This window comes from Rhizobium sp. B21/90, assembly GCF_019355815.1.
Lineage (GTDB): Bacteria > Pseudomonadota > Alphaproteobacteria > Rhizobiales > Rhizobiaceae > Rhizobium > Rhizobium rhododendri.
In genome coordinates this window covers 2,190,391-2,216,678 of sequence record NZ_CP072162.1, presented here as the reverse complement: position 1 = coordinate 2,216,678, position 26,288 = coordinate 2,190,391, and the positions used below count along the sequence as shown (strand labels likewise).

Annotated in this window: 27 protein-coding genes and 1 tRNA gene; 16 read left to right on the top strand and 12 right to left on the bottom strand. The window is 61.5% G+C overall.

Translation table 11 applies throughout. The annotated features are described in order from the left end of the window. The first annotated feature begins 47 nt into the window (after positions 1-47). From J5278_RS10530 to J5278_RS10485, 10 genes are all read left to right on the top strand, one after another. Positions 48-770 (top strand): LamB/YcsF family protein, encoded by a 723-nt coding sequence (locus J5278_RS10530; protein WP_142822717.1) that lies wholly within the window; start codon positions 48-50, stop codon positions 768-770. Between the two features lie 74 nt (positions 771-844). Further along, positions 845-1,078 carry an acetyl-CoA carboxylase gene (locus J5278_RS10525; RefSeq protein WP_142822718.1) on the top strand — a complete coding sequence of 78 codons (234 nt, stop codon included), beginning with the start codon at positions 845-847 and terminating at the stop codon, positions 1,076-1,078. Further along, complete coding sequence (locus tag J5278_RS10520) at positions 1,078-2,442, top strand: acetyl-CoA carboxylase biotin carboxylase subunit (RefSeq protein WP_209183762.1); 1,365 nt, start codon at positions 1,078-1,080, stop codon at positions 2,440-2,442. The genes J5278_RS10525 and J5278_RS10520 overlap by 1 nt, the downstream gene beginning before the upstream one ends. Before the next feature lie 12 nt (positions 2,443-2,454). Continuing rightward, entirely contained in the window at positions 2,455-3,330 is an 876-nt protein-coding gene (locus tag J5278_RS10515) for an allophanate hydrolase subunit 1 (RefSeq protein WP_209183763.1), read from the top strand. Continuing rightward, positions 3,320-4,291 (top strand): biotin-dependent carboxyltransferase family protein, encoded by a 972-nt coding sequence (locus tag J5278_RS10510; protein WP_209183764.1) that lies wholly within the window; start codon positions 3,320-3,322, stop codon positions 4,289-4,291. Before J5278_RS10515 ends, J5278_RS10510 begins: the two co-directional genes overlap by 11 nt. Positions 4,292-4,553: 262 nt before the next feature. After that, positions 4,554-5,306 carry an ABC transporter ATP-binding protein gene (locus tag J5278_RS10505; RefSeq protein ID WP_209183765.1) on the top strand — a complete coding sequence of 251 codons (753 nt, stop codon included), beginning with the start codon at positions 4,554-4,556 and terminating at the stop codon, positions 5,304-5,306. Then, positions 5,303-6,037 (top strand): ABC transporter ATP-binding protein, encoded by a 735-nt coding sequence (locus J5278_RS10500; RefSeq protein WP_209183766.1) that lies wholly within the window; start codon positions 5,303-5,305, stop codon positions 6,035-6,037. The genes J5278_RS10505 and J5278_RS10500 overlap by 4 nt, the downstream gene beginning before the upstream one ends. A 1-nt stretch (position 6,038) precedes the next feature. Further along, the gene (locus J5278_RS10495) at positions 6,039-6,944 is read left to right on the top strand and encodes a branched-chain amino acid ABC transporter permease (RefSeq protein WP_209183767.1); all 906 of its coding nucleotides are present in this window, start codon (positions 6,039-6,041) and stop codon (positions 6,942-6,944) included. Between the two features lie 3 nt (positions 6,945-6,947). Next, positions 6,948-8,030 carry a branched-chain amino acid ABC transporter permease gene (locus J5278_RS10490; protein ID WP_209183768.1) on the top strand — a complete coding sequence of 361 codons (1,083 nt, stop codon included), beginning with the start codon at positions 6,948-6,950 and terminating at the stop codon, positions 8,028-8,030. A gap of 41 nt (positions 8,031-8,071) precedes the next feature. Then, on the top strand, positions 8,072-9,274 hold the full coding sequence (locus J5278_RS10485) for an ABC transporter substrate-binding protein (protein ID WP_209183769.1): 1,203 nt from the start codon (positions 8,072-8,074) through the stop codon (positions 9,272-9,274). Between the two features lie 428 nt (positions 9,275-9,702). Here J5278_RS10485 and J5278_RS10480 read toward each other — a convergent pair whose 3' ends face one another. From J5278_RS10480 to J5278_RS10450, 7 genes are all read right to left on the bottom strand, one after another. Beyond that, the gene (locus tag J5278_RS10480) at positions 9,703-10,524 is read right to left on the bottom strand and encodes an MBL fold metallo-hydrolase (protein ID WP_209183770.1); all 822 of its coding nucleotides are present in this window, start codon (positions 10,522-10,524) and stop codon (positions 9,703-9,705) included. Between the two features lie 4 nt (positions 10,525-10,528). After that, positions 10,529-11,308, bottom strand: coding sequence for a TatD family hydrolase (locus tag J5278_RS10475; RefSeq protein ID WP_209183771.1), 780 nt, complete (start codon positions 11,306-11,308; stop codon positions 10,529-10,531). 6 nt (positions 11,309-11,314) lie between these two features. After that, on the bottom strand, positions 11,315-12,868 hold the full coding sequence (metG, locus tag J5278_RS10470) for a methionine--tRNA ligase (RefSeq protein ID WP_209183772.1): 1,554 nt from the start codon (positions 12,866-12,868) through the stop codon (positions 11,315-11,317). Between the two features lie 118 nt (positions 12,869-12,986). Beyond that, positions 12,987-14,006, bottom strand: a complete 1,020-nt coding sequence (locus J5278_RS10465; protein WP_209183773.1) for a DNA polymerase III subunit delta' — start codon at positions 14,004-14,006, stop codon at positions 12,987-12,989. Beyond that, on the bottom strand, positions 14,003-14,689 hold the full coding sequence (gene tmk, locus J5278_RS10460) for a dTMP kinase (protein WP_209183774.1): 687 nt from the start codon (positions 14,687-14,689) through the stop codon (positions 14,003-14,005). The genes J5278_RS10465 and tmk overlap by 4 nt, the downstream gene beginning before the upstream one ends. A gap of 149 nt (positions 14,690-14,838) precedes the next feature. After that, positions 14,839-16,020 carry a D-alanyl-D-alanine carboxypeptidase family protein gene (locus J5278_RS10455; RefSeq protein WP_209183775.1) on the bottom strand — a complete coding sequence of 394 codons (1,182 nt, stop codon included), beginning with the start codon at positions 16,018-16,020 and terminating at the stop codon, positions 14,839-14,841. 66 nt (positions 16,021-16,086) lie between these two features. Then, positions 16,087-17,211, bottom strand: a complete 1,125-nt coding sequence (locus tag J5278_RS10450; RefSeq protein ID WP_209183776.1) for a septal ring lytic transglycosylase RlpA family protein — start codon at positions 17,209-17,211, stop codon at positions 16,087-16,089. A gap of 339 nt (positions 17,212-17,550) precedes the next feature. On the opposite strand from J5278_RS10450, the gene J5278_RS10445 reads away from it, so the two are divergent. After that, positions 17,551-17,889 (top strand): hypothetical protein, encoded by a 339-nt coding sequence (locus tag J5278_RS10445; RefSeq protein WP_209183777.1) that lies wholly within the window; start codon positions 17,551-17,553, stop codon positions 17,887-17,889. A 195-nt stretch (positions 17,890-18,084) separates the two neighbouring features. After that, a tRNA-Ser gene (locus J5278_RS10440) sits at positions 18,085-18,174 on the top strand. A gap of 73 nt (positions 18,175-18,247) precedes the next feature. Here J5278_RS10440 and J5278_RS10435 read toward each other — a convergent pair. Both J5278_RS10435 and J5278_RS10430 read right to left on the bottom strand, forming a co-directional pair. Further along, positions 18,248-18,658 (bottom strand): hypothetical protein, encoded by a 411-nt coding sequence (locus J5278_RS10435; protein WP_209183778.1) that lies wholly within the window; start codon positions 18,656-18,658, stop codon positions 18,248-18,250. A 142-nt stretch (positions 18,659-18,800) separates the two neighbouring features. Beyond that, on the bottom strand, positions 18,801-19,727 hold the full coding sequence (locus J5278_RS10430; protein ID WP_209183779.1) for a LysR family transcriptional regulator: 927 nt from the start codon (positions 19,725-19,727) through the stop codon (positions 18,801-18,803). An 80-nt stretch (positions 19,728-19,807) separates the two neighbouring features. On the opposite strand from J5278_RS10430, the gene J5278_RS10425 reads away from it, so the two are divergent. The 3 genes from J5278_RS10425 (at position 19,808) to J5278_RS10415 (ending at position 21,422) form a co-directional block, all read left to right on the top strand. Further along, positions 19,808-20,035 carry a hypothetical protein gene (locus J5278_RS10425; protein ID WP_209183780.1) on the top strand — a complete coding sequence of 76 codons (228 nt, stop codon included), beginning with the start codon at positions 19,808-19,810 and terminating at the stop codon, positions 20,033-20,035. 22 nt (positions 20,036-20,057) lie between these two features. Further along, positions 20,058-20,768, top strand: coding sequence for an SDR family oxidoreductase (locus tag J5278_RS10420; protein ID WP_209183781.1), 711 nt, complete (start codon positions 20,058-20,060; stop codon positions 20,766-20,768). A 123-nt stretch (positions 20,769-20,891) separates the two neighbouring features. Continuing rightward, entirely contained in the window at positions 20,892-21,422 is a 531-nt protein-coding gene (locus J5278_RS10415) for an ester cyclase (protein WP_209183782.1), read from the top strand. 499 nt (positions 21,423-21,921) lie between these two features. Here the strand turns inward: J5278_RS10415 and J5278_RS10410 are convergent, their stop codons facing one another. Continuing rightward, on the bottom strand, positions 21,922-22,494 hold the full coding sequence (locus tag J5278_RS10410) for a TetR/AcrR family transcriptional regulator (protein WP_257623360.1): 573 nt from the start codon (positions 22,492-22,494) through the stop codon (positions 21,922-21,924). A gap of 137 nt (positions 22,495-22,631) precedes the next feature. Here J5278_RS10410 and J5278_RS10405 point away from each other — a divergent pair, with 137 nt between their 5' ends. Beyond that, positions 22,632-23,363, top strand: coding sequence for an SDR family oxidoreductase (locus J5278_RS10405; protein WP_209183784.1), 732 nt, complete (start codon positions 22,632-22,634; stop codon positions 23,361-23,363). Positions 23,364-23,696: 333 nt separating this feature from the next. Here J5278_RS10405 and J5278_RS10400 read toward each other — a convergent pair whose 3' ends face one another. Both J5278_RS10400 and cysC read right to left on the bottom strand, forming a co-directional pair. After that, positions 23,697-24,137 (bottom strand): tetratricopeptide repeat protein, encoded by a 441-nt coding sequence (locus J5278_RS10400; protein ID WP_209183785.1) that lies wholly within the window; start codon positions 24,135-24,137, stop codon positions 23,697-23,699. Between the two features lie 129 nt (positions 24,138-24,266). Next, positions 24,267-26,180 carry an adenylyl-sulfate kinase gene (cysC, locus tag J5278_RS10395; RefSeq protein ID WP_209183786.1) on the bottom strand — a complete coding sequence of 638 codons (1,914 nt, stop codon included), beginning with the start codon at positions 26,178-26,180 and terminating at the stop codon, positions 24,267-24,269. Positions 26,181-26,288 lie beyond the last annotated feature (108 nt).

Here is a 26,288-nt window from a genome sequence, read left to right as displayed (position 1 = left end):
TTTGTGCAACGCCGCAAAGACGGCAGCTTATAAGGGGCACAACAACGATGAGCGTCACGCTGAACTGTGACATGGGAGAGAGCTTTGGCCTTTACAGGCTGGGCGACGACGCCGGGCTTATGCCGCTTATTGATGCGGCGAATGTGGCCTGCGGCTTCCATGCATCCGATCCCGACCATATGCGAACGACAGTCCTCCGCGCCAAGGAGCATGGCGTCAAAGTCGGGGCACACCCGTCGCTTCCTGATCTCCAGGGTTTTGGCCGACGCGAGATGAAGATGAGCCGGCAAGAGATCGCCAACTCGGTCATCTACCAGGTCGGCGCGCTGCTCGGTTTCCTGAAAGCGGAAAACATGCCGCTCAATCACATCAAGCCGCATGGCAGCCTTTACAACATGGCCGCCCGCCAGGAAGAAGTCGCTCAAGGCATATGTGATGCGGCAGAAGTCTTCGGTGTGCCGGTGTTCGGCATGACAGGTACCCTGCACGAAAGCATCTACCCGCAGCGCGGCATCCGCTTCATCCCGGAATTCTATGCCGATCTCGACTATACGCCGGCGGGTGCGCTGATCGTCACGCGCGAGCATCCGGCCATGGATCCGGAGCTGATGGCGTCCCGCTGCGTCCGCGCGTTGACGGACAAACAGGGCACGGCTACCGACGGCAGTCTCTTCCCGGTTGGCTGCGAAACGATTTGCGTGCATTCGGATACGCCGAACGCTATCGATATTGCCAAGGCCGTGCGCAGCGCAATCGCGCCCTGGCACTGATTTCGGCGGCCGCCATCCATGGCGGCCTTATTGCCTGCATCCATCTTGCATTGTCGGAACAGGAGACCCATTCCATGCCACAGATCCTTTCACCGCTTCCTGGAACGTTCTACCGCAGTGCGGCACCAGGCCAGCCGCCATTGAAGGCCGACGGCGACGATGTCGCAATCGGTGACGTTATCGGCCTGATCGAGGTGATGAAGTCCTTCCACGAGGTTAAGGCCGAGGTTGCCGGTAGCGGCATCTCCTTCCTTGTCGACAACGAAGACCCTGTCATGGCAGGCGCACCGCTGGCGGACGTCGGCTGATGCTGAAGAAGTTGCTGATAGCCAATCGTGGCGAGATAGCAGTGCGCGTCATCCGCGCTGCCAAGGACCTCGGCATTGCTACGGTAGCGGTATACTCCGCGGCCGATGCGGATGCGTTGCATGTTCAGCTGGCAGACGAAGCCGTCAACATCGGCCCACCGGCAGCCAAGAAGTCCTATCTCAACATCGAGGCCCTGTTGGCGGCAGCCCGCGACACCGGATGTGACAGCATCCATCCAGGCTACGGCTTTCTGGCTGAAAACGCCGAGTTTTCCGATGCCGTGAGTGCGGCAGGCCTCGTCTTCGTCGGCCCCTCCGGCAATGCAATCCGCCTGATGGGAGACAAGGTTTCGGCGCGCCTCGCTGCCTCTGCTGCCGGCGTTCCAGTTGTTCCGGGTTCGGTCGGTCGGGTCGAAAGCATCGAGGCGGCGCGGGACGTACTGGCCGAGACCGGTTTCCCGGTGATGATCAAGGCCGCCGCCGGCGGTGGCGGACGTGGCATCCGCATCGCCAACTCGGCGGCCGAATTCGAGCAAGCCTATCCGCAGGCCCAGGCCGAAGCCCTGGCTGCCTTCGGGGACGGGGGGCTTTATATGGAGAAGGTCATTGGCCGTGCCCGCCATATCGAGGTGCAGGTGCTTGCCGACGGCCATAATGCGGTCCATTGCTACGAGCGGGAATGCTCGCTGCAGCGTCGTCGCCAGAAGGTCTGGGAGGAGGCGCCTTCGCAAGCCCTCTCAGACGCGCTGCGCGAAGAACTCTGCGCCTCGGCCGTAGCGCTCGCAAAGGCCGTCGCCTATTCCGGCGCGGGGACAGTCGAATACCTCTACGACGATGCCGCCGACCGCTTCTATTTCATCGAAATGAACACCCGTATCCAGGTCGAACATCCCGTGACCGAGGCTGTGACCGGCATCGATCTCGTGGCGGAGATGCTGCGGATTGCCGGCGGCGAGCCATTGCGATTGTCCCAGGCCGATATCAGGGTCAGCGGACACGCAATCGAAGTGCGGCTGAACGCGGAAGATCCCGCCAAGGATTTCGCGCCGTTTCCGGGCAAGGTCGGCGATCTCAGGATACCCGGCGGCCCCGGCGTTCGCTTCGATTCGATGCTCTACGCCGGTTACCAGGTACCGCCCTTCTACGATTCACTTCTCGCCAAGCTGATCGTCCACGCAGAGACCCGGGAAGGGGCGATTGCGCGGCTTCAGAGGGCATTGGGCGAACTCGAGATCTCGGGCATGAAGACGACCAAGCCGCTGTTTCTGGCACTTGCCGCAGACCCGGCAGTCCAATCAGGAAACGTGCATACGCGCTGGCTGGAAGGCTGGCTTGTCGAAAACGCAGCGGCGCTTGCCAGCTGAAAAGGAGAACCGATGTCGATACGCTTCAACTTCGGCGGTGACGAACACATCTTCGGCGAGGTGTCCGAGGAAATGTCGCTCACTTCGTTCTTCACCGGCCTTTCGATGATCAACGCGGTTCGCGAGGCCGGTATCCGAGGGGTCACCGAGACCTGCCCGGCCAATGCGAGCTTCCAGATCCGCTTCGATCCGGATATCATTGCGCCGCAGGATCTTCTGAAAGAACTGCAGTCAATGGAAGACGCCGCGTCAAAGTCCGACGCCTCGCTGAAAACACGCATCATCGAGCTTCCCGTTTATTTCCAGGATCCCTGGACCCATGAGACGGAAATGCGCTTCCGCGAGCGCCATCAGGACCCCAGCGCGACGGACCTCGAATATTCGGCCCGTATAAACGGATACGCCACGATCGAGGAATTCATCGCCGCCTATTCCGGTCAGCCCTGGTTCGTTTCCATGGTCGGCTTCGTGGCGGGCCTGCCATGGCTATACCAGATGGTGGAGCGCAAGAAGCAGATCGAGGCGCCGAAATACCTGCGTCCCCGTACGGACACACCGAAACTCACCGTCGGTCACGGCGGCTGCTTTGCGGCGATCTATTCGGTGCGCGGCGCCGGCGGCTACCAGATGTACGGCGTCACGCCGGCACCGATCTATGACCCGACCCGCAAGATCCGCTATCTCATCGACGAGATGTGCCTCTTCAAGCCGGGTGACATCGTCAAGTTCAAGTCGATCACGCGTGACGAATACGATGGCACGCTCGAGGAAATCGAGGCGAACCGCTGGCAGCCCACGACGCGCGATTGCACCTTCAAGCTCACCGACTTCAACAAAGACATGCTTGGTACCAATGTCCAACTGATGGAGCTTCTCAATGGCCGTTAAAGTCATCAGTCCCGGCCTTGCGACCTCCGTGCAGGACCTCGGTCGCCCCGGCTATTATCACGTCGGCATCCCCGAAGGCGGCGGCATGGACCGGTTTTCGAGCCGCATGGCAAACCTGCTTGTCGGCAACGACGCAGGAGCAGCGGTCCTCGAAGCGACGTTCATGGGGCCTGAGCTGGAGTTCACTCAACCGGCCGTGGTAGCCATCACCGGCGGCGAGTTGCCGCCCAAGGTCAACGGCGAGGAGCGCCCAACCTGGGAAAGCTTCGAGGTCAAGGCGGGCGACCGTCTCTCCTTTGGCTACCTAAAATCCGGCGCGCGCGCATATATTGCAATTTCGGGCGGCATCGACGTGCCCGTCGTGCTCGGGTCCCGCTCCACCTACGTGCTGGGCGCGCTCGGCGGCTTTGAAGGCCGCGTGCTGAAAGCCGGTGACGAGCTTCCCATCGGGCAGGCAACAGGTACCGCCGGCCGCTCGCTACCAGCGGCCCTGCGCGGCCTCGGCGCGATGCCGGCAGAACTGCGCATGCTGCCCGGCATCTACTGGCACAGGATCACCGAGGCTGCCGGAAAGCGGTTCTTCGAGGATACCTGGAAGGTAGCCCCTGAGGCAGATCGCATCGGCTACCGCTTTCGTGGGGGTACACCGCTCGAATTCATGCCCCGTGAACAGCCTTTTGGTGCAGGTTCCGACCCTTCCAATATCGTCGATGCCTGCTACCCCTATGGCTCGGTTCAGGTGCCGAGCGGCACGGAGCCGATCGTACTCCACCGCGATGCCGTATCGGGCGGTGGCTACATGATGCTCGGCGTGGTGATTTCGGCAGACATGGATCGCATCGCCCAGATGCAGCCCCATACGCCGGCGCGCTTCGTTCCCGTCACCCTCGAGGAAGCTCTTGCTGCGCGCGCCGATCGCCGCGCCGAGCTCCGGAAGGCGGAAGAATACCTGACCGCCTGAGGCAGCGGCCCGCGACCGGTCAGGACTGGCGAGGGAAGGGACGAGGCTAAGGTCGGCGCGAGCCGGCCCTTCGAAGCGCCAGCCGACAAAAGGCTGGCACGCGCAACAACAAGACAAAGCCGGTAAACGGCGAGACTTTGGCAGCCGAGCGGTCCGCAGAGATCGCCGGTACCGAAAAAGGGGAACATAGCTAGACTCGGCAGCCTGTAACACGGCCGGACCCGTCGTTCCCTTTCCATCGGTAACACAAGGAACTGGGAACATGGTTGAACTGAGCGCGCAAAACATATCGGTCGCCTTTGCAGGGCTCAAGGCGCTGTCGTCGGTGACGCTCGACATCACGCCCGGACATATCAGCGGACTGATCGGCCCGAACGGTGCTGGCAAGACGACGCTCGTCAACGTCCTCACCGGATTTCAGGCGCCGACGGAGGGCGAAGTGAAGCTCGATGGAGCATCGCTCAATCGCCTCAAGCCGCATCAAGTACGCCGCAGGGGCATCGCCCGAACGTTCCAGGGCGGGCGCCTGTTTCGCGACCTCGCAGTCGTCGACAATCTGGAAGTGACCGGCGTCGGGCTCGGCATGAGCCGGCGCGCCGCCGTCGCCGAAGCTGAGGCCATGCTCGACTGGATGGGCATCGGATCGCTCGGTTCGCGTATCGCCGGAACGCTTCCCTACACGGACGAGCGCCGGGTCGCTATCGGCCGCGCGCTGATGGGCCGCCCAGCCTACATCCTTCTCGACGAGCCCGCCGCCGGCATGAGCAGCCAGGAGGCGGCCGACCTGTCGTCCCTTGTGCGCAAGATCGCCCGCGAACTCGGCTGCGGAGTGCTGATCATCGAGCACAATGTCGGTCTCGTCCTCGGTCTCTGCGACCACATCGTCGTGCTCGATTCCGGTGCTGTCATAGAGGAGGGGACACCGGCTGCGATCCGCAACAGCGAAAAGGTCCGCCACGCCTATATGGGAACTGCTGCGGACACAGCGCTGCCGGTCGTGGAGGTGCTGCTATGAGCCTGCTGGTTCTCGCCAATATCGAGGTTCGCTACGGTCGCCTGACGGCCGTGCGCGGCGTATCGTTTTCCATCAGGGATGGCGACACGGTTTTCATTACCGGGCCAAACGGCGCCGGCAAATCATCGTTGCTGCGCGCAATTGCCGGCGTCACGCCTGCCTTTGCAGGCACGATCGATTTCGACGGCTACAATATCACCGGCCGCGCGCCGGAGGATATTGCCCGCCTCGGCTTTTCGCTGGTGCCTGAGGGCCGGGATGTCTTCGGTTCGCTGACCATCGAGGAAAATCTGCTGGTCGGCACCGGAATGAAGGCAAAGGATCGCGGCTGGAAGGCCAAGGTCGCCGAGGATCTCGAGGCGGTCTACCAGACATTCCCGATGCTGAAGGAACGCCGCAACGGCCAGGCCGGCCTGCTGTCTGGCGGCCAGCAGCAGATGCTCGTCATCGGCCGGGCGCTGATGACCAATCCGCGCCTGATCGCCATCGACGAGCCGTCGCTCGGGCTGGCGCCCAACATCACCGATCAGGTGTACGAGCGGCTGATTGCCTTGCAGGCGCTGCGCAAGTTGACGCTGCTGATCGTCGAACAGAGTTCCACCCGCGCCAATCTCGTCGGCGGACGAATGCTGCTGATGCGCGGTGGCGAGGTCGTGCTTGACGGCGATGCCCGCGAACTCGGCACCAGCGAGGCCATCCAGGCCGCCTATTTCGGCTACGAGGACAAATGAGATGTTGCAGATCGTATTTGACTCGCTGTCCCTCGGTTCGCTCTATGCCCTCGGCGCCCTCGGCATCGCGCTGATCTTCGGCGTCATGCGCCTGGTGAATTTCGCCCACGGGGACGTCATCGCCTTCTGCGTCTTCGCATTGCTCTGGCCATCCACGGATGCGATGGCCATCGTCTTTGCCGGCAACCTGCCATGGTACCTGCTGGTGCCGCTGGTGCTTGCTACGGGTGCTGCGCTGTCGGTCCTCTGCGAAATCGTCGTCTTCCGCCGCTTCCGCCGTGCCAACCCGGCCACCATGATGATCGCGTCTTTCGCGCTCGGTTTCGTCATCCGCTACTTCCTGCTGATGCTCTTCACGAGCCGCCCGAAGTCGATCTCGCTGCTGCCGATGCTCTCGCAACCGGTGGAGATCTTCGGCGCCCGGCTGCCTCTGCTGCAGCTGATCACCATCGTCGCGACAGTGTTGATCCTGATCGCCCTTTCGCTCTTCCTGCGCCGCACGAGGTTCGGGCTGGAAATGCGCGCAGCCGCCGAAAACTTCTCGATGGCACGGATGCTCGGGGTGAGGGCCAACCGGGTGATCATGGGGGCCTTCGCATTGTCCGGGGCGCTGGCTGGCGCAATCTCGCTGATCTTCGTCTGCCAGACAGGCACCGCCGATATCCAGATGGGCGGGGCGATCATGCTGATGGCATTCATCGCAACGGTGATCGGCGGCCTCGGCAGTCTTCCGGGTGCAGTGCTTGCCGGCTTCCTGCTGGGTGCTGCCTCCGTCATCATGCAGGTGGTGTTGCCGATCGATGCGCGTCCGTTCCGTGATGCCTTCGTCTATGGCGCCGTCATCCTCGTCCTCCTCTTCCGTCCGCAAGGTCTGATCGCCGCGCGCGGCACCAAGGAAAGGGTCTGATCCATGACCACTGCAACCGCTCCCGCCTTGCCGGCCGAACTGGCATCGCCGCGCAAGCCCGCACCCTTCGCGCTCGCCCGGCGCACGATCATGACGCCGATCCTGCTGTCTCTGCTCATGCTGGCGATCGCCGTGCTGACCGTCATGACCGGCTCGCGTCCGTTCAACCAGGCGGTGATCGATGTCTTCGTCCGCATCACCCTGGTCGTCGGGCTCTATATCTTCATCGGCAACTCCGGGGTCCTCAGCTTCGGCCATATCGGCTTTACCTGCATGGGTGCCTATGCCGCAGCGTGGCTGACCATTAGCCCGATGATGAAGAAGAGCGCGCTTCCGGGCTTGCCCGGGTGGCTGCTCGAGACGCGTCTTCCGTACTGGGAGTCTGCGATTATTGCGGCGATCTTTGCCGGGCTGGCGGCCCTGGTTTTCGGGCGGGTGCTGATGCGCCTGTCGGGCATTGCCGCGTCGATCGCCACCTTCGCGATGCTGGCAATGATCAATACCATCTACTCGAACTGGCAGGATGTTACCGGCGCGACGTCGTCGGTGGTGGGCATTCCCATCGTGCGCCTCATCTGGCCTTATGTGGGTGCGGCCGTCCTCGCCATCTTCATCGCCTGGGCGCATGCCATCTCGCGCTCGGGACTGGCCTTGCGCGCCGCCCGCGACGAGCCGACGGCGGCTGCCGCCTCCGGCGTCGATATCCCGAAGGAGCGGCTGGTCGCATTCACCATCTCGGGCGTGGTCATGGGCCTCGGAGGCGCTCTGATGGCGCATTCGATCGGCGTCGTCACGCCCGACAATTTTTATCTCGGCCTCACCTTCATCACGCTTTCCATGCTCGTTGTCGGCGGCATGAGCAGCCTTTCCGGCGCGGTGATCGGGGTGGTCCTTCTCTCTGCCCTCATCCAGGTTCTTCGCTGGCTGGAGGCGGGTGTCCCCGTGGGCACAGTCACCCTCGCTCTTCCCAAGGGGCTCCAGGAGATCGCCCTCGGTGTCATCATGATCGTCATTCTCGCGCTTCGTCCTGCCGGCTTGATAGGCAATCGCGAGATCACGTTTTTCAGGCGTAAACATAACAAATAGCCGACGAGGACAACAATCGTCAGGCAATAAAGGAGCAGCTAATGGAATACGTAAGAAGACTATTTGCAGCAGTTCTGGCCACGGCATTCGCCGCGGCCGCAGTTCCGGCCATGGCCGACGACAGCAAGATCGTTGTGGGCTTTGCGACGGCCGCATCCGGCTTCATGCAGGCTTACGACAAGCCCGCAACCGATGCCGCGATGATCCGCATCGATGAGATCAACGCTGCCGGCGGCCTGCTCGGCAAGAAGATCGAAGTCGTCAGCGCCGACACCAAGTCCGACCGTGCAGAAGGCGCCAAGGCTGGCCTGTCGGTCATCGACCAGGGCGCAAGTCTGGTAGTCGTTTCCTGCGACTACGATTTCGGGGCACCGGCAGCACTGGCCGCCGAAGATGCCGGACTGGTGTCGTTCTTCCTTTGCGCGGAATCGGTCAAGGCCGGTATCCAGGGCGTCGGCAAGCACAGCTTCTCGGCTTCCGTGCTGGCAGCTGTCCAGGGCGCGACGATGGCCGAATGGGCCTTCAAGGAAAAGAAGGCCCAGACCTTCTACCGCCTGCTCGACACCTGGACGGAATACAACAAGGGCATCTGCGACGGCTTCGACTGGATGATGCCGAAGCTTGAAGCCCAAGGCGCCAAGCTCGTGGGCCAGGATACCTTCAAGAACGAAGATGCCTCGATCGCCGCCCAGATCACGCGCATCAAGTCGCTCCCCAAGGAGCCTGACGCCATCATGCTCTGCACGATGATGCCGGGCGCCGTCTCGGCGATCAAGCAGATCCGCGCCGCCGGCATCAACTCGATGATCCTCAACGGCTCCGGCGTCGATGGCAGCTACTGGCTGTCGGCCGTGCCGGACCTGTCGAACTTCTACACGCCGGTCCAGGGCTCGATCTACGGCGACGACCCAAATCCCGATGTGCAGAAATTCAATGGCGTCTATAAGAAGAAGACCGGCACGGATCCTTCCAGCCAGTACGTCTATCCCGGCTATTCGATGATCGACGTCTGGGCCAAGGCCGTCCAGCGCGCAGGCACGACCGATGCCGACGCAGTGGTTGCCGAACTCGAGAAGATGAAGGACGAGCCGACGCTCTTTGGACCGCGCACCTTCACCGCCGAACTGCACCACCAGAACAAGGCGCGCTACCTGATCGTCGAAACCAAGAACGGCAAGCCCGGCGTCGTTGGCAACTGGACGATCTCCGAGCCAGTTCCAATGGAAGCACTGGTCAAGAAATAACAAACCACCGCCGGGTCTGACCCGCCAAAACCAAAGAGCCCGACCGCTTCCACGCGGCCGGGCTTTTCACTTTCCGCTGCGGAGAAAAGTGTGACGCGGGTTTACCGAAGCTGCATCGAGAGCCGGCCAGACGGCGGACATTGATCCTGCGCTAAATCTCACGTCTCAGTCGCCGCCCATGGCCACGCTGGCAACAACGGGCAGGGGTCCATCGCGCAATATCCTGGCGTTCGTCCATGTCGAGCTGCAAGTAGGTGCGTTCCATTCCTCCACACTATCATAGCGGTCATAAATCCTTGAAATCATTGGCATGTCGCACTTGAAAATAGAATGTACCCGACTAGATGCAAAAGGTGGATAAGATAGATTATGGAACTGATGTGGATAGCCACATACTACCAAACCCCGCACCCATCGCAGATCCACGGCTACTCCGGCGTGTCGATCTCGAACGCGAAGCTCATCTGGTCGTAGGCCGGTTCGACGTTGGCTGGTGTTTCTCTGAGAACGGTGGCGTAGTCGAGCGGTGTGTGCATGTGGGTCAGGATGGCGCGCTGTGGCTTCAGGCGGCTGATCCAGTCGAGCGATTGCTCTAGCGACAGATGGCTTGGATGTAACCGGTACTGGAGCGCGTCGATGATCAGCACGTCGAGGTTGCCAAGAGCCTGGACGGATGCTCGCGGGAAATCGCTGACGTCGCTGCAATATGCGACGTCGCCGATGCGAAAGCCGAGCGACTGGATGTCTCCGTGTTGCTGGAGATGCGGCTGGACATGGATCGGGCCGCCGGCGCCGTCGATTGCGAACGCCTGCATATCCTCAATGATGACAGGCTCGACGATCGGCGGGTAATTGCTGCCGGTCGGTGTTTCCAGGCAATAGCCGAAACCCTGCCGGATGCGGTCCATGGTGACCCTGTCGGCGTGGATCGGAATGCGCTTGTTGTCGATGTGGAAATAGCCGCGCAGGTCGTCGATGCCGTGGATATGGTCGGCGTGCGCGTGGGTATAGAGAACCGCGTCGATTGCCTCGACCCTGGCGCGGACCATCTGCTCGCGAAAGTCTGGACCGGTGTCGACGACGACGGTGGTAACGCCGCCATCCGGCCCAAATTGTTCAATCAGCAATGCCGCCCGGCTGCGCCTGTTTTTGGGATTGGTCGGGTCGCAGGCGCCCCAGTCGCCGGTGATGCGCGGAACGCCCGGAGACGATGAGCAGCCGAGAATGGTGAACCGCCGCCTGTAGGTCACGCCGTCAGATCCTCGGCATCTTCGAAAAAATCCTGAATGCATTTTCGGTCGTCAGCGCCGCAACTTCCGCACTGCTGACGCCGATGGTCTCGGCCAGCACTTCAGCCGTGTTGACGACGTAGGACGGCTCGTTGCGCTTGCCGCGCCAGCGTTTTGGCGCAAGGTATGGCGCATCGGTCTCGACCAGAAGCCGGTCATGCGGGACGGTCCTGGCCACCGCGCGCAGTTCCTCGGATTTGGGGAAAGTCAGGATGCCGGAGAACGAGATATAGCCGCCGAGCGCAACGCCCGTGGCTGCCAGATCGGCACCCGCCGAGAAACAGTGCAGGATGAAGGGGAAGGCGCCCTTCCCTGTTTCCTCGGTCAGGATTTCAGCCATGTCGTCGTCGGCGCTGCGACTGTGAATGACAAGCGGCAGGCCGGTTTCGCGCGCCGCAGCGATATGTCGGAGAAAGCCGGTGCGCTGGTCCTCAGGCTTCACCGTGTCGTAGAAATAGTCGAGCCCGGCCTCGCCGATGGCCACCACCTTCGGATGGCGCGACAGCCGCACGAGATCCTCGACCTCGATGTCGAGCTCCTCGTCGGCATTGTTCGGGTGCGTGCCGACGGAGCAGAACACAGACGGATAGGCGTCGGTGATCGCCAGCAGGCCGTCCAGCTTGGCGACACGTGTCGAGATCGTCACCATCTGGCCGACGCCGGATGCGTGGGCACGCGCCACGATGGCATCGCGCTCCTCGGCGAAATCGGCAAAATCGAGGTGGCAGTGGGTATCGATCAGCATGTCGTCCTAGACCTCCGGCGCCACGTAGCGCGGGAATACCGGCTTCGGTGCTTCGAGCGGGGTGCCCGGCACGAGACGACCCGCCTCGCCCAGCGCCGCGAAATCGCGTTTGTCCGCAGGCGCGGCCACCAGGTCCAGCAGCTTGGCTGCCGAATCCGGCACAAACGGCTGCAGCAGGATGGCGATCTGGCGAACCACTTCGGCGGTTACGTACAGCACGGTTCCCATGCGGACGATATCGGTCTTTTTCAGCGCCCAGGGCTCCTGGCCGGCAAAGTACCGGTCGGTTTCAGACACGACGGCGATGATGGCCGCCAGCGCCCGGTGGATCATCTGCTTGCCCATCTCGTCACGGGTGATATCGGCCAGGGCATCGACTTGCGCCAACATCGCCTTGTCTTCATCTGACAGAGGCCCGCATTCCGGAATTTTTCCGTCGCAATTCTTGACGATCATCGACAGCGAACGGCTGGCAAGGTTACCGATGCCGTTGGCAAGATCGGCGTTGATGCGTGTGCCGATGGCGTCTTCGCTGCAATTGCCGTCCTGCCCGAACGAGATTTCGCGCATCAGGAAATAGCGGATCGGGTCGAGGCCGAAATGGGCAATCAGCTCGAACGGATCGAGCACGTTGCCGAGCGACTTCGACATCTTCTCTCCGCCCTTGGCCAGCACGAAGCCGTGGGCAAAGATCCGCTTCGGCAACGGCAACCCGGCCGACATCAGGAACGCCGGCCAGTAGACGGCGTGGAACCGGATGATGTCCTTGCCGATCACATGGACATCGGCCGGCCAGAATTTTGCCCGGGGGCCATTGGGATCTTCCAGATAGCCAGTCGCGGTCAGGTAGTTGGTGAGCGCATCGACCCAGACATACATGACATGCGATGGGTCGTTCGGCACCTTGATGCCCCAGTCGAAGGTGGTGCGTGAGATCGACAGGTCGCGCAGCCCCGATTTGACGAAGGACATCACCTCGTTGCGGCGCTCGGAGGGGCCGATGAATTCGGGATCGCTCTCGTAGAGCGCCAGCAGCTTGTCCTGGTACTGCGACAGGCGGAAGAAGTAGCTCTCCTCCTGCACCCATTCGACGACCGTGCCCTGCGGCCCGTAGCGCAACCCATCGGCGCGCTTCTCGGTTTCGTTTTCCTGGTAATAGGCCTCGTCGCGCACGGAATACCAGCCGGCGTAGGAATCCTTGTAGATGTCGCCATTCTCGGCCATCCGGTTCCAGATGTCGCGCGAAGTCTGGTGGTGACGCTCTTCCGTCGTGCGGATGAAGTCGTCGTTCGATGAATTCAGCAGCTTGCCCATCGCACGGAATTCGTCCGAGTTGCGCAATGCCAGAGCCTCCGGGGCAATCCCTTCGAGCTTTGCCGTCTGCTGCATCTTCTGGCCGTGCTCGTCGGTGCCGGTGAGAAAAAACACCTCGCGCCCGTCCAGCCGCTGGTAGCGGGCCAGCGCATCCGTGGCGATCAGCTCATAGGCATGGCCGATGTGCGGTCGGCCATTGGGATAGGCGATCGCGGTGGTGATGTAGAATGGGGAAGTGTCTTTCATCGGCGGCATCGAGCCCGTCTTGTTATGTTTGAAGAAGCTGCGTCGCTATTATCGCAAGTCGCACCGCAGCGAAACCTTGAAGTTTGGCGCCAGCGTCGATCGACCCGGCAGGAGGCGACTACAGCTGCTGTTTAAGATCGCCCAGCACGGTCAATATGGTCTGCTTGCGATCAAGATTGTAGGCCTGCGACACTGTCAGCCGTTCGGTGACGTCAGAATGAAGCCGCGACATCCGCTCGGCGTCCACCACCCGGCCTTCGAGTGCCGCCTGGCGCGCCCGCGCCATGATATCGTCCTCGATCTGGGAGACGAAGAAATCGAAAATCGTTTCGCTCTCCCGGCCCGACAGCACGTCCGCAAGCTTGTGCATCGCCTTGCGCGCTGCAGGCCCATCGGAAGCCACCACCTGTCGGTAGGCCGCGACAATGTCCGCGCCACCGTAGTTGATCAGCTTCAGCGCCTCGCTGACGCTCCCCTTGGCATCGCGCAAAAGGTTGGCATCGGCGGCGATGTCGAGATTGGACAAAGCCGCTGCCAGCGCTTCGTCACTGAGCGGTGACAGGCGCAATGGCAGGCAGCGCGAGCGTATGGTCGGCAGAAGCTTGCCGGGCGCGTGCGACAGCACCAGGAACAGCGCCCGCTTCGGCGGCTCCTCGAGTATTTTCAGGATGGCGTTTGCAGCGCTGCGGTTCATGTCGTCGGCGGGGTCGATGATGACGATGCGCCAGTTGCCGGTGCCCGACGTCTGCGAGAAGAATTTACCGGCCCGCCTGACCTCGTCGACGGTGATTGCCGATTTCACCTTGCCGGTCTTCTCGTCGACAGGGCGCGCCAGATAGAGAAGGTTGTGAGACGCGCCCGACGCGATGGCATGGCTGACGACAGAGGCCGGATCGGGATCGGCGATCTCGCCCGGCGCCATCAGCGGATCCGGATGCGACAGCACATGATTGGCAAAGCGGAAGGCCAGCGTCGCCTTGCCGATGCCCTCCGGCCCCTCGATCAGGATCGCATGGTGGCCCTTGCCGGAACGATAGGACTGGGCCAGGAACGCCTCTGCCTCCGCATGGCCGAAAAGCCTGGTATTTTCCATGGGAGCAATGGCGCCGTCCAGCACGCCGGGCCGTTCGTCGCTCATTGTGCGGTCTCCGGGCCGGGCCCCGCCTGCCCGTCATGCGATGCCAACCGCTGGCTGACAATGGCAAGGATGCGGGCCGCGATCTCTTCGGGTGCATGCAGGGCGTCGATGACATGGCAGCGTTGCGGATCGCTGGCAGCAATATCGAGAAACGCCTCCCGGCGCTTTTCATGGGTTTCCATCTCTTCCTTTTCAAAGCGATCCGGCTCGGCCGTCGTCGCGGCTCCGCGCCTGTGTGCACGCTCGAGGCCGACGCTGGCGGGCAGGTCGAGGATCAGGGTGCAGTCCGGAACGACGCCGTCGACGGCAATCCGTTGCAGCGCCTCGATGAAATCAGGCTCCAGATTGCCCGTCACGCCCTGGTAGACGCGCGATGAATCCATAAACCGGTCGCAGAGAACGATTTTCCCTTGCGCCAGAGCCGGGCGGATGACCTCCTCGACATGATCGTTGCGGGCCGCAGCAAACAGGATGGCCTCCATGCGCGTCCCGAAAGGCTCGGCAGCCCCGGAGAGCAGCACGTGGCGCACCGCCTCCGCACCGGGCGAACCGCCGGGCTCGCGGGTGACTAGCACATCGCGACCGCTCGCCGTCAGGGCTTCGGCGAGCAGACGGATTTGCGTCGATTTACCGGCACCCTCCCCGCCTTCAAAGCTTATGAACAAACCGGTTCCGTTCGACAATTGCTCGCATCCTGCGATCTCGCATTCCATTCGGCAGTCAGATAGGCACTGCCATCGGCCGTTGGCGACTGTTTAACGCAAGACGACGCCGGGCGAAACCTTCTGGCCGAGAGTTTGCGATGTTGTGCGGTGATTTGCCCGAAGCTCTGTCAAGCCGGGGTCGGAGTTTCCCAGAGCCAGGAAAACAAAAGCATTTCCGATAGCTCGACCAGGGCATCGAGCGCCCGGCGCCCGAGACCGCCCTGGGCGACATCGCCATCGGTGAACAACGGAACCTCGCGCACGACGCGGGTCCCGGAAAACACTTTTAAAATCCCCGCCGGCTGGCCGCTTGCAACAGGCGCGGCCAGCGGCCAGCGGTAGATGACGCGGGCCGTCAGCCGATCGGGATTGTTGACGGGCACGTAGACATCCACGCCTGTCTTGGCGACAAGCCCGACCGATGCCCTGGCGCCGCCGTAGACGCTGGCCGTGCCAATCACTTCGCCCTCATCGAAAACACGCTGGCTCCTGAAATTGCTCAGTCCCCATTCCAGTACGCGCTTGGCTTCCTCGGTGCGCTCCTTGTCGGAGCCGAGGCCGCCCATGGCAAGGAACAGACGCCGCCCGTCACGCGTCACGGATGAGACGATCGAAAACCCCTCGCCCTCCGCAAAGCCGGTGCCGAGCCCGTCGACGCCCATGGTCAGCGGCAGCAGCGGATTGCGGTTTCGCTGAAAAATCTTGTTCCAGGTAAAGTCGGGCTGCGAGAATGACTTGTAAAGGTCCGGATATTTTGACTGCAGGTCACGCGCCAGCGTTACCAGTTCGCGGGCCGAAACCTTGCTGTCGGCATCGGGAAGTCCCGTTGCGTTGCCGAACTGCGCCTTCGGCATGCCGATTTCGCGCGCATGCTGGGTCATCCTGCGGGCAAACTCCGCCTCGCTGACGGACATGCCTTCGGCAAGCACGATGCAGGCGTCATTGGCCTGCTGGATCGCCGCGCCCTGGACGAGGTCGCCGATCCGCACGCGGGATTTCAGCGCTGCAAACATGGTCGACGCCCGCGATGGTGCGCCGCCCCGGCGCCAGGCGTTTTCAGAGACGGGATAGGTGGTATCGAGGCTAACCTCGCCGCGGGCCAGCGCCTCGAAAACCACGTCCAGTGTCATAAGCTTTGCCAACGACGCTGGAGAAAAGGGTTTGTCCTCATTCTTGGCCAAGAGAACGGTGCCGGTCGACGCCTCGATCATAAAGGCCTGCCCGGCCTTGGTGTCGAAGGCCGGTGGTGGCGTTTGTGCGACCGCATTTGTGGAAAACAGCGCGACTACAGCGAAAAGGTATTTCAGCATCGAGTCCCCTTCCCGCTTGCCTGCATTAAAATTACGCGCGGCCCGGAACTAAGGCAATTGCCGCCCTCAGTCGACCTGCGCGGCGGCCATCTGCCGATGATACGAAGCCAGTATCGATTTCTGCGTCAGGCCATCGTTGCGGACCATCACGGCGTCGAACGCCAGTGCACGTGGCGCAGCCCTCTCAGGTTCCCCATAGGCGACGGCAAGAGACGACGCAGGTGTCAGAGCGGCAAAACCCTGGCGGGAATTCGGCCGTTCGTATGGAACGGGTCCGATCTGCGGCAGCGACACGAGGATACCCTGGGCCGCCGGCTCCGGTGCACCCCAGTTCATCGGTGGCTGCTGCTGCTTGAAGGCCGGCGATGTCGGTGTCGATCCGGCATAGGCAGTCGACGCCATGGGAGCTGCCGCGGGCACGGGCACTCCCGACGTCGGGCGGCGGGTCGGCTGGCGCAGCGGCGTCTGCACATAGTCCGGCAACTGGTCGGCGGTCATCTTGCCATTCGATGCGACCATCAGGCCGCTGCCGAACTGGCTGCCGGGATTGATGCCGGGCACGCGGCTGCCCTTCGGTACATAGGAGGCCATCAGATAAGGCATGTCGTGACCCTCGAGCGGTGCACGACCGACATATTGCACCCGCACCGCGCCGGTCCCGCTGTCGCGAAGATCGAGGAGGTCGGCGCTCTTGTTCGAAAGGTCGATGATGCGGCCGGGATGATACGGGCCGCGATCGTTGACACGCACGATGACCGACGAACCGTTCTCGACATTGGTAACCCGCGCGTAGCTCGGCAGCGGAAAAGTCGGATGGGCTGCAGATAGGCTTAGCTGGTCATAGACCTCGCCATTGGCCGTCAATCGGCCGTGAAATGCGGAACCGTACCAGGACGCGATGCCGACCTTGTTATACCTGTAGTCTTCCTTCGGATAATACCACGCACCCTTCACCTGATAGGGATTGCCGACCATGAAGCGTCCGCCGCCGCTGGGAATCTTGCCACTGGTGACGACGCGCGGGCTGGCCTTGACGCCATATTCGGCTTCAGAAAAATATTCCTTGCCATGCTTGGTCTTCAGAGGCGGAGCATGCGTCGTGCCGCAGGCGGAAACGGCTGCACACACGGCCGAGAGTGCCGCCCAGCGCAGGCCTCTCCTGTATGATACCGAAACATTCTCGAACGTCATGTCTGCCAAACCGATACGCGATACTGAACAAGGTGGAACAGAAGAGGGTGGATGAGACGACGGGTCTTCAACTCCAATTCCGACCTACGCCCCAATCACCTAACGGGACTTTAATCATGTTTGCATGATGTCAAATTAGCCGGTCCCAGTGGCCTAAAAGGAACAATTGTAACGATCATGGTTAACCAGCAGTAAACGGAACCAGGCAACCGCGCGCCAACCCTGACGGCCGGGAAAAGTATCAACCCGTTGCGCGACTGCGCTGTCCCCACGGATCGAATCTCAACCCCCAGGTCAGGTTCGTCTCCTAGCAGTACGGTTTTCTCCCCGGGGAACTACATGCGTCTGTTTTCGATCATCCTGGCCGGCTCACTGGCGGTTTCCACCACTGCGTTCGCCAATTCTCCCTGTAGCGGCAAGAAAGGTGGCATCGACCATTGCGAGGGCAGCACATTCATATGCAATGACGGGTCGGTGAGTGCCAGCAAGAAGTCATGCTCAGCCACCATGGGAACAGGCACGGGAGCACTCGGCATAGCCGGCGCCCAACAGGAAGAAATGTCGCCGACAGCTTCGAGCGACTGCTCCTGCCGATCCGCAACCTATTGCACCGGCCCAAAAGGCGGCCACTTCTGCACCACAGATACCGGTGGCAAGAGCTATCTCCATAAAGACTGACGAACGAGCCTCGACCAGCCAACGATAGTGGCTTAGATCCATGTGGCAAGGACGCTTGCATTGCCGAAAAGGTTGACGCCGCGTTGCAAGAAGCTATAAGCGCAAGTCGAAAACCGAAATAGTTGCAACCTGCGCCGCAACTAGTCATTCCGGTCAACGATATTGAAGAAGAAACCGCTTCAATATCATACGCTTGGAAGAGTGTCCGAGTGGTTTAAGGAACCGGTCTTGAAAACCGGCGTGCGGGAGACCGTACCGTGGGTTCGAATCCCACCTCTTCCGCCATTTCGCTGCAGATTGTGCGACAAACTGCGATTGCTGCGAATGGGATCGCCACGTCATCTCGCCGACGCAAAAATCAAAAGTGCTGGTCAAGAAACGCCGCCGCTTCGTCCGAGATTCCGACTACTTTGTTCGTCGCCTGACGATAGAGTTTGAAATTTAGCTCGGTTCCCGGCTGGCCATCATTCCATTCGTTGAGAGGCTTTAGCTCGCTCCGCCCCAGCGGCCTTTTTACGAGCGCGGTGCATCGAATGGAGAGGCTCACGCGCGGCGTTTGCCGGGCGACGCCGCGCTTCTTTGCAATCGCCTCGGCGTAAGTCACGATGCCGCGCGCGCAAAGGCCTCGCCCGCCCTCGTTCTCGCTTGCGAATACGAAAATTACGTCACCTTTGACGATCTGTTTGCCGCCGTACATCGTTTTCTGTGCCGTGAACGAGAAACTTTCAACCCTTGGATCGCCAACCTCAGCCTTGATCGCGAACGCCATGACTCTCCCTCCCGACTGCCCAAAGGACACATAGTGCTATAGCGTAGACATAGTGCCATCTTCATCGGGCGTGGCCCGCCACTTTGCCGAGGCAGCCGTGTCTGCGAACGGCTTATCGCAAATCGCCGCCCTTTTCATGCCATCACACGCCCTCGCCGGCGATCGACTGCCGATCCGAATCAATCGTGGCGTCGATGTAATCCGCAAGCCCGTCGAGCAGGACGCGTGTTTTGAGTGGCAAATGCCGAGCGCTTGGATAGAGGGCAACGATCGGCGCTTCGCCACCATCCCAACTTGGCAGTACACGCTCAAGCAGGCCTGTGGTGAGGTCTCCGGCAATATCGACTTCCGATTTCAACATGATGCCAAGGCCGTCCCGCGCCCAGCCGTGCACGACATCGCCGTCATCGGCGCGTAGCCGTGCATGCGCCGCAATATTTGCTGTGGCGCCATCGGGCCCGTGCAGGTACCAGGGTTCGCTGGCGGCGCCATAGCGCAGGAAAGCGTGCGCCTTTGAATCGCCCGGCGTGAGCGGCCGGCCAACGCGATCGAGATAAGCGGGCGCCGCAACCAGGATGCGCCGATTGTCGGCGAGCTTTCGCATCATGGCCGAACTGTCAGCAAGGGCGCCGATGCGGATCGCGACATCAAAGCCGTCGGCTACGATATCGACCACACGGTCGTCGAGTTCCAGCGCGACGGTAAGGCCGGGGTAGCGCCCGGCAAGTCGTCCAAGGGCCGGCGCCACGAAGCGCCGGCCGAAAGCGATCGGCGCACTGACGCGCAAGGTGCCAACCGGCTCGTTGCGACCGCCAGCCAATCGGCCTTCCGCCGCTTCCAGGGTTTCGAGAGCCCGCACGACATCGGCCAGCAGCCGAGCGCCTTCGTCTGTCGCGCTCAGTGACCGGGTGGTACGATGGATCAGCCGAACGCCGACGCGGCTTTCGAGTGTCCCGAGCCGCTTGCTGACCACGGCCAGCGTAACGCCAAGGCGCAATGCTGCAGCCGTCAGGCTGCCTTCCGCCAGGATCGCGCGAAACGTCTTTAACTCGTTGAGGTCATCGAGCATCAATTATCAATCCGAAGTCGACAAACAATCGTCTATAAATAACATTATCATCTATGGCACGATAGTCCATATCATGGCTCATGACGAATGTAGCCATTCTCACCAACAATCGAACGCTTCTCGGTAGCGACCTTGCCGCAATCGCCGCGTCCGCGATCTCCGCTCCCGGCAATGCCCGATCGAAGCCCGCCGTGTGGTTCGCTCGCAAGGATGAGATCGCGACATGGGCAGCCGAGCACCGCGCGATCACTCCCATTTATGACCGCGGCGCGCTGACCGTCAGCGGGTTGCCCGGCTCAGCCGCCTGATCCCGAACGAAAGGATTTGACCATGACTCTCTCCCTGAAAGATAAACGCGTCCTCATCGTCGGCGCCACCGGCGGGATTGGTGCCGCGACGGCCGAAGCTTTTGCCGCGACCGGTGCTTCCGTCTTCGCCGCTGGCAGGCCCGGTCCCAAGCTCGAAGCCCTCGCCGCCCGCATCGCGGCCCAGCCCGTCGCGCTCGACATTCTCGACAACTCCGCCATCGAAGTCTTCTTCGGCGAGGCGCAGCCGTTCGACCACTTGGTGATCGCCGCGGCGGCAACCCGGAGTGGTCCCGTTGGTGGGCTGTCGCTCGACGACGCCAAGGCCTCCATGGAAAGCAAGTTCTGGGGCGGCTATCGCATCGCGCGGGCCGCCAGAATCGCGGATAGCGGTTCGATCACCTTCGTCTCGGGATTTCTGTCACGGCGTCCGAGTGCGAGTTCGGTGCTGCAGGGGGCAATCAATGCGGCCCTGGAAGCGCTCGGACGCGGCCTGGCGTTGGAACGGGCCCCGGTCCGGGTCAACACAGTGTCACCCGGCCTGATCGACACGCCGCTCTGGGGCGGCATGGAAAAGGCCGACCGCGTAGCCATGTTCGCCCGCACGGCCGAACGGCTGCCCGTGCGTCGCGTCGGCGAGCCGGAGGACATCGCGCAGGCGATCCTGTTCGTCGCGACCAATCCCTTCGCCACCGGTACCACGGTCACAGTCGATGGTGGCGCCACCATCGCCTGAGACAAGCGGTGCTCGCCCGAACTCGGAAACACGACCACTTCACCACTGCGCCGACCGCTATCCTCGACGAACGCGTGTGTCGCGGGGACGACGATGCCGCCAACCCCTGAAAGAGAAAATGTCATGCGCAAATTTCCAGTCGCAGCCGCCATCCTCGGAATGCTGCTCTCTGTGCCAGTCGATGCCGCGGAGCTGAAGATCGACGATCTCACCGTTGGAAGGACCGTCTCGAACGAACAAAACCAGGCGACAGTGACGGCAGCGAAGGCCTTCTATCAGTTCTGGGACACCGGCGACGAAGCCGCCCTCAAGGCAGCGATCGCGTCTACCTTCACCGACCGCACGCTGCCGCCCGGCCGTCCCCAAGGACCGGCAGGCCCGGCGTTCGCCTCGAAAAAATTCCGCTCAGCGGTCCCCGATCTCCGCGTGGAGGTGAAGAAAATGATCGTCACAGGTGAGTTTGTTACGGTTCACATGGAGTTCAGAGGTCATTTCACCGGCACCTTCGGCACAGTGAAGGGCCAGGGGCAGGCGATCGACTTCATCGCGACCGATCTGCTCAAGGTGACCGATGGGCGGATTACGGACAACTGGCACATTGAAGACAATCTGACACTGCTCTCGCAAATGGGCGTCGCGACCGTAACGCGGTGATGGTTGCGCGAACCTGAAAGCCCCTACCGTGTGGGAGCGCTTTCGAATGGTGCATCAAATTGCGCGAGCAGCGGTCCATTCCTGACGGCGATGATATCATCATCGGCCAGATGCGGCATTAGAGGGCTATAGCGTAGACGTAGTGCTCTTCATCATCGCGCGGGGCCCGCCATTTCGCCGACTTTACGCCATGGTGCGACATTCTTCGCGATAGATCCTCGACCACCGCCGATAGAGCCACAGAGGCGATATGTGAGGATGTCATACATGGCTTATGAGAACCCTCGGATCGGCAGCAAGCGCCCCCAGACGGACGCTTAAATGAGCATTTCGAGCCGCCGAAAGCGGCCATTTGTTCAGCGCGATCTTTCCCGTTTCTCTGTCTCCCCGCGAAGATTTGGGGGGAAGCCGAAGTTGCGCTCGGTCGCGTGTATGAGGAACGCGGCGGCTTTCTCGCTCCCGGTCCGCAATCGGGAAAGTTGCCTTGCCGGTGACGGCGTTAAGGCGGCGATCGAGCCGCTTCCAAATAGGCGTTGCACATCATCATGAGCTGACCTTGGACGGCGCGTTCCTCGTCTGGAGGCAAGTTGCGCTCGAACACGTTGCGGACCGTGCCGAAAACGGTGGCTAGCAGCGTAAGGTTGACGGTCGACAGCTCGGCAAAGGTCGCATCGGAAGCGGTTCCTAACATCGCAGCGGTCGCGGCATCGACACGGGCGGCGAAGGCTGCGATCAGCGCCTCGTTGTCAATCTCCACAACGGAGCGATAGAGCGCGCGTGTCACCTCCGGCCGCTCCGTCTTGGCGTGCCAGTAGGTCGTCACCAGCGCCTCGATCATCCGCTTGATGGCAGCGCCGTGCTGCACCAGGCACGCAGCCTCTACTTTGGTAGCCAGTGCGTCGAGATAGCGTTCGTTGAGCGCATAGTACAGCGCCTGCTTGTGCGGGAAATACTGGTACAGCGTGCCCACCGACACGCCCGCCCGCTGCGCCACGCGAGTGGTCGTCAATCGGTGCGGTCCATCGCTCACCAGAACCTGAATGGTCGCCTCGAACATGACGTCCAGCGTCACCGTCGCCCGTGCCTGACGCGGCGTTTTCCGGGGGTTTAGGTGGGACGGCCGCGCCGAAGCCATAAGCGAATCCTCAAACTGATGGATCCTTCATATATTGGAGCGACACCAAAACGAACCCCATAAGGACTGAAGAAATGGCCGACACTTCCCGCATTGCCCTCGTCACCGGCGCGAACAAAGGCATCGGACTTGAAATTGCTCGCCAACTTGCTCAAGCGGGTGTCACCGTTGTCATCGGCGCTCGCGATCCCGGTCGCGCCACCGCATCCGTGAGCGGGCTATTGGAAGCTGGCCTGTCGGTTCGATCAGTTACCCTCGACCTCAACAATCATGCGGGCATCGCTGCGGCGGCCGAAACTATTCGCGCCGAATATGGTCGGCTCGATATCCTCGTGAACAACGCCGGCATCGTCGATGCCGAGGACGGACCGCCGACCAGCGGCTCAGCGGAGGCCGCGCGGCGTATCATGGACACCAACTTCGTCGGCACGTTGGCGGTGACGCAGGCAATGCTGCCGCTACTGCGCCTGTCGTCGGCCGCCCGTATTGTGAACCTATCCAGCTCGCTAGGTTCGCTCGCGCTCAACGGCGATCCAGCCTCGCCCTACTATTCAGCCCGGCTGATCGGCTACAATGCCTCCAAGGCGGCGCTGAACATGCTGACTGTGCAGCTTGCCGAGGAACTGCGCGACACGCCCCATGTCATCAACTCGGTTAGCCCAGGCTATGTGAAGACCGACCTGACCGGGGGCAACGGCTTCATGACGCCCCAGGAGGGCGCGAAGCTGCCGGTCAAATACGCGCTGCTGGGTGGAGATGCGGTATCCGGCCGCTTCGTTGAAGCACGTGGCGAGACCCCTTGGTAAGCTTTCGCGTAGGACGCCCTGCCCGCGTGACGGACGAGAGAGACGAGAGCGGACGGCCGGCAATTCACCAGCCCGGCCGTTCAGGACATAAATGGCCAAACTGCTAGGCAACCGTTGCAACCTCGGAAGTCGCGCCGTGCGGCGGTAGAGGGTTACAGCGTAGACATCATCACAATCGGGCGCGGCCGCCACTTCGCCGATGTTCAATCAGAGGCATTGTCGAGATGGTTTGCCCCATACCCTCACAGTCAGTCGAGCTATCCCGAGCGCGCTCCTCTGGCGAGTTCGGCCATCAACTTGCGCTTCGAAGACGCCCATGCTGCGCGGCAGCAGTCAAGATACCAGCTTCCGCATGCGCAGGTAGTTCAGATACTTCGCATCGGATTCCTCGAAGATCTCCTCGCCCTCGGCCATGTAGGCGCGCAAGAGCGGGTCGGTGCTCTCCTCCTGATGACCAAGATCGTAAAGGCATGTGCCTATGCCTAGCTGGACAAAGCCGTTGGCATGGCCATCGCTGCTCGCTGCCGCCTGCTGGAAGGAGGAGAGCGCGGCCTCCATATCGCCTTGCTGCCTTTGGGCGTCGCCTATAGAAGCATAGAGCCACAGCGCCGCATCCCATTTGTGGTGCGGCTCCGGTAGCAAACGGATGGCCGACTGCCAGCACCGGATCGCACCTGTCTCGTTGCCAGCATCAAGCAGGTCGTTGCCCTGCTCGGACAACTCCGTCACGCGCTCATGAATGTCGTCCGGCAGTTCTTCCTGTTCAACACTCATTCTGCAAAGCCTTGTCTATCGATTTATCGGATATCTCTGTGGCGGGCGACGAAAGATACCCTGCCATACACGTACCCGACCGTCGCCTCCGCTGCCGTCGTCTTCAATCCTGTTGAATGAAATTGCGCGTTAGACCAGAAACCCAAGCCCACGAAGCCTTTTCTCCAGCGCGGCCATCGTTTCCTCCGGCGACCTTCCGACGGTCTCCAAGCGGACCTCGGGTTTTTCCGGGGCCTCGTAGGGGGAATCGATGCCCGTGAAGTTCTTGAGCATCCCATTTAGCGCCTTGGCATAGAGACCTTTTGGATCGCGGCGGGCACACTCTTCGAATGGCGTATCGACAAAAACCTCGACAAATTCGCCTGGCTGCAACATCTCCCGCGCCATCTGTCGCTCTGCACGAAATGGAGAAATAAACGACACCAGGACGATGAGGCCAGCATCGGCCATCAGCCGCGCGACCTCGGCAACACGTCGGATATTCTCGACCCGGTCCTCGTCCGTAAATCCGAGATCGCGGTTAAGCCCATGGCGCACGTTGTCGCCATCCAGGAGATAGGTATGGTAGCCGGCAAAATGCAGCTTTTTCTCGAGCAAATTGGCAATTTCCGACTTGCCCGCACCGGACAGACCGGTGAACCACAAGACGACCGGCTGCTGATACTTTGCCGCTGCGCGCTGCGTCTTGTCGATATCGAGAGACTGCCACCGGATATTCCCCGCGCGCCGCAAAGGATTGAGGATCGTTCCTGCAGCCACGGTAGCATTTGTCATCCGGTCGACAAGGACAAACGCGCCAGTGATGCGATTGACGGCAAAAGTGTCGAACGCGATCCGTGACTGTACCGAGATGTTGGCCACGCCTAGCGCGTTGCGCTCAAGCGTCTTTGTCGCCTCATGGGCAAAGCTGTCTACGTTGATGCGGCATTGCAGATCCGTCACCGTGGCGTTGACCTGCTCCACCTCCGTCCGCAGGATATAGGATCGACCGGGTAACAACGGCTGCTCATCGAACCAGACGAGATTGGCGGCGAACTGGTCAGAGACATGCGGATGCGCGGAGGGCGACACAAGCATATTGCCGCGCGATACCTCTACCTCGTCCTCGAGCACGATCGTGATCGCCTGGCCTTCGATGGCGCGCGTAAGATCTCCATCGTCGGTGACGATGCGCTTCACCCGTGTCAATTTGCCGGATTTGGCGATGGCGACGACATCACCCTGCTTTACCGATCCGGAAGCCACTGTGCCGGCAAAGCCGCGCAAATCGAAATCGGAACGGCTCACATACTGCACCGGAAAACGAAATGGCGCGTCGGCAGTTGCCTCCCCGATCGATACGGTCTCGAGCTGCTCCAGCAAGGTCGGACCCACATACCAGGGTGTCCGGTTCGATCGCCGCACGACGTTGTCGCCGTGGCGCGCCGAAACAGGGATCGCCTCGATTGTCTCGAAACCGAGTTCAGCAACAAACCCGCGATACTCCTCCTCGATACGTCGGAATACGTTGCCATCAAATGCGACAAGATCGCATTTGTTCACCGCCAGAACGACGTGGTTGATGCCGAGCAGCGAGGCGATGACCGAATGGCGGCGCGTCTGGGACAGGATCCCCTGGCTTGCATCGACAACGACGACCGCCAGATCGGAAGTCGATGCGCCCGCCGCCATGTTGCGCGTGAATTGAGCTCGACCCGGTGCATCGGAGGCAATAAATTTTCGCTTCGATGTTGAAAAGAACCGATGACCGGGATCATTGTCAGACACCAGCGATCCCTTGGCTTCCTGCGCATTGGCGAGCGGCGAAAAATCGGTGTCTTCATTGTTGGAAGATGCGTACAAATGGCTTTGACTTTCGGACGCAGGTTCGTGTGCAATCACGCTGTCATCGTCCAGAAGCCGGCCAATTAGTGTGGACTTGCCGCCATCGATCGATCCACACGTCAGAAACCGCAGTTGCGGCTTCTGCGTCCGCGCGGTAGCGATCGCTCTTTTTTCATCAGCGGCAGGCTTGCCTAGGGACCTGTTCAAATGGGGGCGCATGCCTGTCAAAATAACCCGCTTATGACTTTGTGTTCATCCGCAAATGCGCGTCCGAATCAAGTTAGAGAAGGGGCTTCCCTTCAGTTATCGCCGGCGGCAGCTGATAGT